Annotated in this window: 8 protein-coding genes, 1 rRNA gene and 1 pseudogene; 2 read left to right on the top strand and 8 right to left on the bottom strand. The window is 63.5% G+C overall.

What is annotated here, in order from left to right; genetic code table 11:
- From F8S13_17720 to F8S13_17685, 8 genes and pseudogenes are all read right to left on the bottom strand, one after another.
- Nucleotides 1-116: ribosomal RNA gene (locus F8S13_17720) — 16S ribosomal RNA — on the bottom strand; the annotation flags it as partial.
- Nucleotides 117-553: 437 nt separating this feature from the next.
- Nucleotides 554-826 (bottom strand): GlsB/YeaQ/YmgE family stress response membrane protein, encoded by a 273-nt coding sequence (locus F8S13_17715; protein KAB8141976.1) that lies wholly within the window; start codon nt 824-826, stop codon nt 554-556.
- 164 nt (nt 827-990) lie between these two features.
- On the bottom strand, nt 991-1,458 hold the full coding sequence (locus F8S13_17710) for a hypothetical protein (protein ID KAB8141962.1): 468 nt from the start codon (nt 1,456-1,458) through the stop codon (nt 991-993).
- 25 nt (nt 1,459-1,483) lie between these two features.
- Nucleotides 1,484-1,900: a hypothetical protein gene (locus tag F8S13_17705; GenBank protein KAB8141961.1), complete on the bottom strand. Its 417-nt coding sequence runs from the start codon at nt 1,898-1,900 to the stop codon at nt 1,484-1,486.
- 653 nt (nt 1,901-2,553) lie between these two features.
- On the bottom strand, nt 2,554-2,826 hold the full coding sequence (locus tag F8S13_17700; protein ID KAB8141975.1) for a GlsB/YeaQ/YmgE family stress response membrane protein: 273 nt from the start codon (nt 2,824-2,826) through the stop codon (nt 2,554-2,556).
- Nucleotides 2,827-2,980: 154 nt separating this feature from the next.
- Nucleotides 2,981-5,824 carry a cation-translocating P-type ATPase gene (locus tag F8S13_17695; protein ID KAB8141960.1) on the bottom strand — a complete coding sequence of 948 codons (2,844 nt, stop codon included), beginning with the start codon at nt 5,822-5,824 and terminating at the stop codon, nt 2,981-2,983.
- Between the two features lie 44 nt (nt 5,825-5,868).
- On the bottom strand, nt 5,869-6,999 hold the full coding sequence (locus F8S13_17690) for a divalent metal cation transporter (GenBank protein KAB8141974.1): 1,131 nt from the start codon (nt 6,997-6,999) through the stop codon (nt 5,869-5,871).
- Between the two features lie 336 nt (nt 7,000-7,335).
- Nucleotides 7,336-7,539, bottom strand: a pseudogene (locus tag F8S13_17685) (hypothetical protein).
- A gap of 173 nt (nt 7,540-7,712) precedes the next feature.
- On the opposite strand from F8S13_17685, the gene F8S13_17680 reads away from it, so the two are divergent.
- Nucleotides 7,713-8,594, top strand: a complete 882-nt coding sequence (locus F8S13_17680; GenBank protein ID KAB8141959.1) for an ROK family protein — start codon at nt 7,713-7,715, stop codon at nt 8,592-8,594.
- 66 nt (nt 8,595-8,660) lie between these two features.
- Nucleotides 8,661-9,605: an aldo/keto reductase gene (locus F8S13_17675; protein KAB8141958.1), complete on the top strand. Its 945-nt coding sequence runs from the start codon at nt 8,661-8,663 to the stop codon at nt 9,603-9,605.
- Nucleotides 9,606-9,632: the final 27 nt, after the last annotated feature.

The raw sequence follows: 9,632 nt of genomic DNA, 5'->3' as shown, positions 1-9,632 counted from the left end.
CCCCACGTGTTCCTCAGCCGTTCGCCACTCAGTGCCCGAAGGCACCGCGTGCGACTTGCATGCATTAGGCACGCCGCCAGCGTTCGTCCTGAGCCAGGATCAAACTCTTCATCGCTGGTGTAGCACTTCCGTGCCACCCAGGACGGGCGATAATTGGCTCACCTCATCATCACGATTCAGTTGTACAGGTGCATGGTTTGGCAACAAAAAACCAGGAGGCAGTAGGTGGGCACGCGTGGTGCCGCTACAACGACCTGGCGACGTCTCTGCGGTGTCATACCACAGCGCGTTTCGCGGTATTTTGTTGGCTCGGCCGCCGTGTCTGCGTTTCTGCGAGACCCATCGGCGACGTGGAGTACTATACCATAGAGGGTCGAATCGTGCAAATCGGTCGCGTTTCGCCACTTTAGCGCGCTGCGATGCGCAATAGTGCGGTTTTGCTGCCCGCCGCGCCGAGGCGGATTTTTAAGCAATTGTGAAGCCTGCGGGCGACGGGGCCAACAAAGGCGGGGCAGCATGCTGCCCCGCCCGTGTATTTCACCTGCCCTTGGGACTAGCGGACGCGGCCACGGTTGAAGAGGTTGACGATGCCGAGCAGCACGACCGCGCCGATGAACGAGACGAACAGCGACCACAGGCTGAAGTTGCCGTCGTTGAGGTTGACGTTCGAGCCAGGCAGGAAGCTGAAGAGCAGGCCGCCCAGGAACGCGCCGACAATGCCGACCACGATGTTGAGGATCGCGCCCTGCTGCGCGTCGGTGCGCATCACCAGGCTCGCCAGCCAGCCGACCAAAGCACCGAACAGCAGCCACAGGATGAAGTTAATCATGGTAGTTTCTCCTTAACGAGTTCTGCGCCTCTGCGCATTGCATCTCTGCTGCTCATTAAAGCAACTGGCGTGCCACGGGTTGGCCGGATGGTGCAAAAAAAGCTCCCCACGCTCGCGTGGGGAGCCGTCTCTCGCGAAGGCCCTATTGCGCACCCGCTACCTCACTCCTCCAGCGGGACAATCGCGATGACCTGCTGCACCACCGCAGGCAGCTCGGCGGGTGTGAAGTAATACATAGGGCTGTTGAGGCTGAGGGAGCTGCACTGAAAAAGGACCGAGATTTTCGCCGGATCGGGGGTGCGCATGGCACCCTGCGACGACTCCGCGCACCAGCGCTGCTGCAATGCCACAAGCTCCTGCCACGTCGCATCAGGAAGCTGCGTCTGTTGCAGGAGATTGTAGCGAGGGGCTTTATAGGTCCGGATAGCAGCGCCATCATTTGCTACTGAGAGCAGCTCCTGACGTTCGCCCTGCTGAGGGAATTGGAGCAGGAAAAAATCGTGCCCACGGAGCGACCCCTTCGCGCCATAGTCGCGCTGGCAGGATGCGCAGAGCAGCAGCGCGATAAGAAGGGTGATCCTTCCAAAGCATGCAGAATATTTTCGTGGGTTTTTCATTGCCTTACTCATACGGTCACTCAATAATCCATACGCGCTATGTATAGTTCAGCGTGTTTGCCTCATCCTCAAGCCAGGGGATGTGCTCATCAAGCTGGTGCTTAATCTCCGCTAGCACCAGCTCAAGCTGCTCATCAGAGGCATAGGACCACAACGGGTTATAGCCGCGCCCTATACCGCTCTGCAAGCTCCCTGCAATGTAACGGCCTTGCGCATCTCTGATCTCATGCGCATTGGGCCGGTCGTACACAAGCCTCATCGTTGGAACATAGAATCCTTTTTCACCATTGCTGTTCAGTGTGCTCGCCTGAAAACAGATGAAGATGAACCACTTCCCCATCACCTTACGATAGGTCAAATCGTAGAGCGTGTGAACACTGCTCAGGGCATAGCCTTTTGCGGTGAGATAAGGGTCGATGCTTTTTGCGACCTTCTTGCGGAATCCACGAGACATAAGGTGTTCTTTCGGTGTTGGGTTCCCACGCGGCAATCGTAGTTTTCGGGAGCTTGGACAGTGCAGTCCCTGCAGGAAAGATACGAGAAATATCAGCAGCTACCACCACGCCTACTGAAGCAGAGCGTGTAGCGATCTTTTCCTTCCAACCGGTAATCGAGATCGCTGCCATTTGTTCCCTTCGGTAGTTCTACAAGATCGATTGGCACTAATACACTTAGATTATCTGGCAATCTTTTGTTATCACGCTGGTAGGCTTCGATTGATTGAATATATAGAGGCCGCGGCGTTCTGGTTTTCCTTAGTGATTGCTGGGAAATATTCTTTAGTCGTTGGTGTGAGAATCATAGGGCAGCATGCGTGCGAAGTCAATGATATATAGCTTTATATGGGCTGATTCAACAGTCTACGTGCGTATTCATCAACCAGAAATAAACAAACGATGCACTATTGCCTCAACGCACGCCGCTATTGGTTAATGTATTCAAACCGTCGCAATGCAAAACAATCCCCCTGGTATATGCCAGGGGGATTGTTATTCACCGAAATGCTATCAGTGTGCGCTGCTCGATGATTGCTTTACAGGTGGCTGCGGGCATAAAACCGGCGGGGCAGCATGCCGCCCCGCCGGTGCGTTCTGTTTGGCCATGTGGTTAGCGGACGCGGCCACGGTTGAAGAGGTTGACAATGCCGAGCAGGACGACCGCGCCGATGAACGAGACGAACAGCGACCACAGGCTGAAGTTGCCATCGTTGAGGTTGACATTCGAGCCGGGCAGGAAGCTGAAGAGCAGGCCGCCCAGGAACGCGCCGACGATGCCGACCACGATGTTGAGGATCGCGCCCTGCTGCGCATCGGTGCGCATCACCAGGCTCGCCAGCCAGCCAACCAAAGCACCGAAGAGCAGCCACAGGATGAAGTTGATCATGATGGTCTCCTTAACTAGTTCTGCGCGTCTGCGCATTGCATCTCTGCTGTTTGTTAAAGCAACTGGCGTGCCACGGGGTTGCGTGCGGCCATAAAAATGCCTCGCGCAAAGCCGCGCGAGGCATCGGGGGCTAGCTTGAGCAGCTTATGGCCTATGACATCTCGCTATTGCTGATCCACTGGGCCTTGCCGCCGCGCGCGATGCCGCGCAGGACGATCTTCTTCAGCTCGTTGAGCCAGAGCACGATGCTGCCGACGCCGATGCAGATTAGCCAGTCGCTAGTGCTGAGCGCCGTGGTGCCGAAGGCGGTCTGCAGCAGCGGCGTGTAGATCACGATGATCTGCAGCACCACCGAGAGCGCCACAGCGGCCCACAGCCACATGTTGTCGAAGAGGTGCGCGAAGGCGCTGCGCAGGCTATGGCGGGCGTTGAAGACATTGAAGAGCTGGAAGAACACCAGCGTGGTGAAGGCCATGGTGCGCGCGTAGCCCATGCTGCCGGGCGCGGCGCTGCTGATCAGGCCGCCGGGGATCGACCAGTCCATCACGAGCAGCGTGCCGATGCCCATGATGATGCCGACGAACACGATGTCAAACCACATGAGCGGGGTGATCACGCGGCTGCGCGGGTCGCGCGGTGGGCGGCCCATCACGCCGTGGTCGGCGGGGTCGAGGCCCAGGGCCAGGGCCGGGCCAGAGTCGGTCAGCAGGTTGATCCAGAGGATCTGGGTGGCCAGCAGCGGCACCACGATCACGCTGCCCTCCTCGGCGGTGAGGCCGAGCAGGCCCCCGAGCACCACGCCGAAAAACATGACGAAGACCTCGCCGATGTTGGAGGAGAGCAGGTAGCGCAGGAACTTCTGGATGTTGGCGAAGATCGACCGGCCCTCTTCTACGGCGGCCACGATAGATGCGAAGTTGTCGTCCGTCAGGATCATGTCGGCGGCACCCTTGGAGACATCGGTGCCGGTGATGCCCATGGCCACGCCGATGTCGGCGGTCTTCAGCGCGGGGGCGTCGTTCACGCCGTCGCCAGTCATCGCGGCGATCTCGCCGTGGGCCTTGAGCGCCTGCACGATGCGCAGCTTGTGCTCGGGGGCGACGCGTGCGAAGACCGAGTGCTGCGTGACCAGCGCGCCCAGCGCCGCGTCGTCGGCCTTCTGCAGCTCGGCCCCGGTGATGGCGCGCTCGCCTGGCTTGATGATGCCCAGCTCGCCGCCGATGGCCGCTGCGGTGTTGGGGTGGTCGCCGGTGATCATAATCACGCGGATGCCCGCCTGCTGCGCCTCGCCGATGGCTTTGCGGGCCTCATCCCTGGGCGGGTCGATCATGCCGAGCACGCCGAGCCACACCAGCTCCTGCTCGAACGACTCGTTGAGGTCGCCGGTCTTGATCTGCGGGATGCTGCGGAAGGCCACGCCGATGGTGCGCATGGCCTGGTGGGCCAGTGTGTCGATCTGGTTTTGGATCTTGGATCGCAGATCCTCGCTCAGCGGCTGCGCCTCGTGGCCCACCAGGTGGTGGGTGCAGCGCGCCAGCAGCACGTCGGGCGCGCCTTTTGCGCCCAGCCGCATCTCGTCGCTGCCCTCGGTGTCGCGGTGGGCGGTCGTCATCATCTTGCGCTCGGATGTGAAGGGCACCTCGTCGCGGCGCGGGAAGCGCTCTTCCAGCGCCTCTAGCTCCATGCCGAACTTGCGCGCCGCCACGATCAGCGCGCCCTCGGTGGGGTCGCCCTGGATCTTCCAGCGGCCCTCCTCCTGCACCAGCTCGGCGTTGTTGACTAGCGCGGCGGCCCGCAGCAGGCGCGTGATCTCGTAGCGATGCTGCTCGTCCTCGATGGCCTGGCCGCCGCTGGTAAACTCGCCCTCGGGGGCGTAGCCAGTGCCGGCGATGTCGGCCTGGCCGTGGGCGGTGGCGATGGCGCGCACCGTCATCTCGTTCTTGGTGAGCGTGCCGGTCTTGTCGGTGCAGATCACAGTGGTCGAGCCGAGCGTTTCGACCGAGGAGAGCTTGCGGACGATCACGTTGCGCTTCACCATGCGCTGCATGCCGAGCGAGAGCACGATGGTGGTGATCGCGGTCAGGCCCTCGGGCACGGCGGCCACCGCCAGCGAGACCGCGAGCAGCAGCACCTCGACGATGTCGGCCAGATCGGTGACGCGGTCGACCAGGAAGATGGTGGCGGCCATCACCACAGCGATGATGACCACGATAATGCCCAGCAGCTTGCCCACACTGTCCAGCTCTTTTTGCAGCGGGGTCTCCCCGGCCTCGGTGCGGTGCAGCGTGCCAGCGATTTTGCCGATCTCGGTCTTCTCGCCGGTGGCGGTGATGATCGCGCGGCCTCGCCCGGCGGTGACAGCGGTGCTGCTGAAGACCATGTTGGTCTGATCGCCGATGCCCGCCTCGCCTGTGATCGGCGCGATCTCCTTCGAGACCGAGGTGCTCTCGCCGGTGAGCGCCGACTCGGCCACGCGCAGCGCGATCGCCTCAACCAGCCGCCCGTCGGCGGGGATGGTGTCGCCCTCCTCGATCAGGATGATGTCGCCCGGCACCACCTCGCTGGCGTCGATCTCGCTCTGGCGGCCATCCCGCATCACGCGGGCGTGGGGCGCGGCCATGGCCTGTAGCGCCGCCACCGCCTGCTCGGCCCGCGCCTCTTGCACGAAGCCCAGCACGGCGTTGAGGATGACGATAGCCAGGATGGTGATGGTCTCGAAGGGGATTGGCTCCTCGTGCTCGATGATCCAGGCCACGAGCGAGATGACCGTGGCGATCAGCAGGAGCACCGTGAGCGGGTTCTGGAACTGCGCGATGAAGCGCTGCCAGGCCGGGGTGGCCTTTTCCTCGGGCAGGCGATTTGGCCCGTGCTGTTCGAGCCGCCGCCGGGCCTCCTCGCTGCTCAGGCCTTGGCGCGGGTCGCTGGAGAGGGTGGCCAGCACATCGGTGGCGGGCAGCAGGTAGGCTGGCCTCGTGTCTTCGGTGGTCGTTGTCATCAATCATCCTTTGCATCATGATGCCGCGCTCGCCGGGGAGCGCGCTAGGGGCGGAAATTTTGGACGATGAGCATGATATTGAGCACCACGATCACCGCCCCGATCAGGTAGAGCAGCGTGGCCTCGATGCCGTGGTTGCGGTGCTCGCCCATGACGCGGCGCGATGAGGTGAGGTAGAGCAGGCAGGCCACCGTGATCGGCAGCTGCATGCTCAGGAGCGTCTGCGAGAGAATGAGGGCCTGGAAGGTATCTTGGATGAACAGCGTCGCCAGCCACGCCACGCCCATCACCAGCACGATGCCGACCTGCGTGATGCGGTTGTTCTTGTCGGCGTGATGGCCGATCAGGCCCGAGACGATCGTGCCGCCAGCGATCGATGCCGTGATGCTGGACGCGAGGCCTGCGAACAGCAGGGCCACCGCGAACAGCAGCCCGGCGGCGGGGCCTGCGATCGGCACCAGCAGTGCGGCGGCCTGGGCCAGATCGGTCACGGTGGTGCCGCTGCGGTAGAAGGTGTCGGCGGCCACGATCAGCATCGAGCTGTTGATGACCCAGGCGATGCCCATCGAGAATAGGGTGTCGAGGAACTCGTAGCGCAGCCTGCTGCGGATGGTGGCCTCGCCCTGCTGGTTGACGCGCTGGTTCTGAATGATCTCTGAGTGCAGGAACAGATTGTGCGGCATCACCACCGCGCCCAGCACGCCCATGATCAGCACCATGCTGCTGGGCGGCACCTGCGGGTTGAACGAGCTGACCAGCGCCTGGCCCCAGTCGGTGGGCACCAGCAGCAGCTCGATCATGAAGCTGACTCCCACCAGCGCCACGAACGCCGCGATCCAGCGTTCGATGCGCGCATATGAGTTGGTGAAGACCATGACCATGGCGACAATCGCCGTGAGCGCCGAGCCGATGACCAGCGGCAGGTGGAACAGCAGCTGGAGTGCTATCGCGGTGCCGATGATCTCGGCCAGGGCGGTGGAGGCGGCGGCGATGATGGCGCTGCCCAGCGCCGGGTAGGCCAGCCAGCGCGGCATGTAGCGGTAGATCGCCTCGGAGAGGCAGTAGCCGCTGACGATGCCCAGGTGGGCCGCGTTGTGCTGCAGCAGGATGAGCATGGCGGTGCTGAGCGTGATGACCCAGAGCAGGGTGTAGCCGTAGCTTGAACCGGCCTGCATGTTGGTGGCCCAGTTGCCAGGGTCGATAGAGCCGACCGTGATCAGCAGGCCTGGCCCCACGATCTGCAGGAGCTGGAGCGCGCGGCGACGGAGCGGGCTGGGTGCGGCAGTGCGTTCGGCGGAGGTGTCGGCTACATCCAAGGGTCGTTCCTTTGTGCTATGGGCGGATGCTGGTGCTGCGGTGCCTGTGGCAAGGCGGGTGCCGCCAGCGCGAGCGGTGATGCAGCGGCGGCGCGATGGCTTCTTGTGCTAGATTGTAGCAAGACGCCTGCCGCCTGTCATCTGCCAATAGTTGCTTTTGGATGGTGGTGATGCGCCACGTTTCCCGATACCTATGCCACGTTTCCCGATACCTGCGCCACGTTTCCCGATACCTGCGCCACGTTTCCCGATACCTGCGCCACGTTTCCCGATACCTGCGCCACGTTTCCCGATACCTGCGCCACGTCTCCCGATACCTGCGCCACGTTTCCCGATACCTGCGCCACGTTTCCCGATACCTGCGCCACGTTTCCCGATACCTGCGCCACGTCTCCCGATACCTGCGCCACCTGGCCCAGCTAGTGATGGAAGTCTGTTTTATATTGAGGAGGCATAGCCGCACCTGCCCACTTTGGTGGCTGCGCTCTATTCAATACGTGCGAACATGCGCTTGGTTTCGCGCTAAAGTGGCCTATAATGGGCGAGATGGACAGTGACAGGGAGGTCATGGTATGCCACTCTATGGAGCAATTGAGGCGGGCGGGACGAAGTGGGTGTGCGCGGTAGGGACCGGCCCGGATGATATCCGCGATCTTGTGCGGTTCCCCACCACCACCCCCGAGGAGACGCTGGGGCAGGCGGTCGCATTCTTTAGCTCGATGCCGGATCTCGCGGCGCTGGGCATCGGCTCGTTTGGCCCGGTGGATCTGCACCGCAGCTCGCCGACCTATGGCTATATTACCACCACGCCGAAGCCGGGGTGGACAAATACCGAGGTGGCCGGGGTGTTCGCGCGCGCGCTGGGCGTGCCGGTCGCCTTTGACACCGATGTGAATGCGGCGGCCCTGGGCGAGCATCGCTGGGGTGCGGCGCAGGGCTTGGAGTCGTGCGTGTACATCACGGTGGGCACTGGCATCGGCGGCGGGGTATTTGTGCAGGGGCGGCTGCTGCACGGGCTGCTGCACCCCGAGATCGGCCACATGCTGCTGCCCCGCGACCCCCAGCGCGACCCCTACACGGGCGCGTGCCCCTACCACGGCGACTGCCTTGAGGGTCTGGCGGCTGGCCCGGCGCTGCTGGGGCGCTATGGCCAGCGTGGCGAGACCCTGCCGCCGGACCACCCGGCCTGGGAGCTGGAGGCGCACTACCTGGCCCTGGCCTGCGCCAACCTGGTGCTGACCCTCTCGCCCCAGCGGATCATCCTAGGCGGCGGCGTGATGCACCAGCCGAGCATGTTCCCTATGCTGCGGGCCGAGCTGCTGCGGGTGCTGGGCGGCTATGTGCGCATGCCGCAGATCGAGCAGCAGATCGAGAGCTACGTGGTGCCGCCTGCGCTGGGCGACCGCGCGGGTGTGCTGGGCGCGCTGGCCCTGGCCCAGCAGGCCCTGGCCTAGCGGGGCGGCGCTCCCGCCCCATGGGCCGTAGTGCAGATGACATAAGCAAGCGAGAAGGAGCAAGCTGTGCAGTACCGAAGGCTTGGCGACGCTGGCATGAAGGTGAGCGCGATCGCGCTGGGCGGCTGGATTAACTATGGCGAGGGCAAGGTTGCCGAGGATGCGGCCAGCGCCACGGTGCGCCGCGCCTATGAGCAGGGCATCAACTTCTTCGACATCGCCGACATCTACGGCAACGGCGAGTCGGAGAAGCAGATGGGCGTGCTGTTGAAGGACTACCCGCGCCATACCCTGGTGATCTCCAGCAAGGTGTTCTGGCCGATGAGCGACGACATCAACGACCGCGGCCTCTCGCGCAAGCACATCTTCGAGAGCGTGGAGAAGAGCCTACGGCGGCTGGGCACCGACTACCTGGACATTTACTTCTGCCATCGGCCCGACCCCGAGACGCCGATTGAGGAGACGGTGCGGGCGATGGATGACCTGGTGCACCAGGGCAAGGTGCTGTACTGGGGCACATCCGAGTGGAGCGGCGAGCAGATCGCCGAGGCCTGCGCCATCGCCGACCAGCGCAACCTGTACGCCCCCAAGACCGAGCAGCCGCAGTACTCGATGCTCTACCGCGAGCGGGTGGAGCAGGAGATCCTGCCCGTGACCGAGCCGCACGGCCTGGGGCTGGTGGTGTGGTCGCCGCTGGGCCAGGGCATGCTCACTGGGAAGTATGACGACGGCCTGCCCGCCGACTCGCGCTTTGCCCGCGAGGGCTGGGCCAAGGAGCGCTTCATGACCGAGGCCAACATTGCCAAGGTGCGGGCGCTCAGGCCGATAGCCGAGGGGCTGGGTGTGAGCCGCGCCCAGCTGGCGCTGGCCTGGGTGCTGCGGCAGGGCGGCGTGAGCAGCGCGATCATCGGGGCGACGCGCCCGCAGCAGATCGACGACAACGTGGCTGCCGCCCAGGTGTCGCTGGATGCCGCCGCGCTGGATGCGATCGAGGCGGCGCTGCGCGACTAGATCCGACCTTCGGCGGCGGCGCGGCGC

Source organism: Chloroflexia bacterium SDU3-3 (genome assembly GCA_009268125.1).
Classification (GTDB): domain Bacteria; phylum Chloroflexota; class Chloroflexia; order Chloroflexales; family Roseiflexaceae; genus SDU3-3.
The sequence above is the reverse complement of the archived record's forward strand: the minus strand, read 5'-3'. Positions and strand labels throughout refer to the sequence as shown.

Coding starts and splice junctions, on each gene's coding strand:
- F8S13_17695 (KAB8141960.1), bottom strand. CDS start 5,824: ATGACAACGACCACCGAAGACACGAGGCCAGCCTACCTGCTGCCCGCC.
- F8S13_17680 (KAB8141959.1), top strand. CDS start 7,713: ATGCCACTCTATGGAGCAATTGAGGCGGGCGGGACGAAGTGGGTGTGC.
- F8S13_17710 (KAB8141962.1), bottom strand. CDS start 1,458: ATGAGTAAGGCAATGAAAAACCCACGAAAATATTCTGCATGCTTTGGA.
- F8S13_17705 (KAB8141961.1), bottom strand. CDS start 1,900: ATGTCTCGTGGATTCCGCAAGAAGGTCGCAAAAAGCATCGACCCTTAT.
- F8S13_17690 (KAB8141974.1), bottom strand. CDS start 6,999: ATGCAGGCCGGTTCAAGCTACGGCTACACCCTGCTCTGGGTCATCACG.